Raw genomic sequence first — 203 nt, forward strand, 5'->3', positions numbered from 1 at the left:
CGCTCCCACAGTGGATGGGGGTTGCGCCCGGGCTTCGTGACCGCCGCTGAACCCCTGTGGGAGCGAGCTTGCTCGCGATGACGGCGGCACATTCAACAGATGTGGTGGCTGACAGACCGCTTTCGCGAGCAAGCTCACTCCCACAATGGATGGGGGTTGCGCCTGGGTTTCGTGAACGCCGTTGAACCCCTGTGGGAGCGAGC

This window comes from Pseudomonas fluorescens, from assembly GCF_000968015.1.
In the GTDB taxonomy this organism is placed as follows: Bacteria; Pseudomonadota; Gammaproteobacteria; order Pseudomonadales; family Pseudomonadaceae; genus Aquipseudomonas; species Aquipseudomonas fluorescens_W.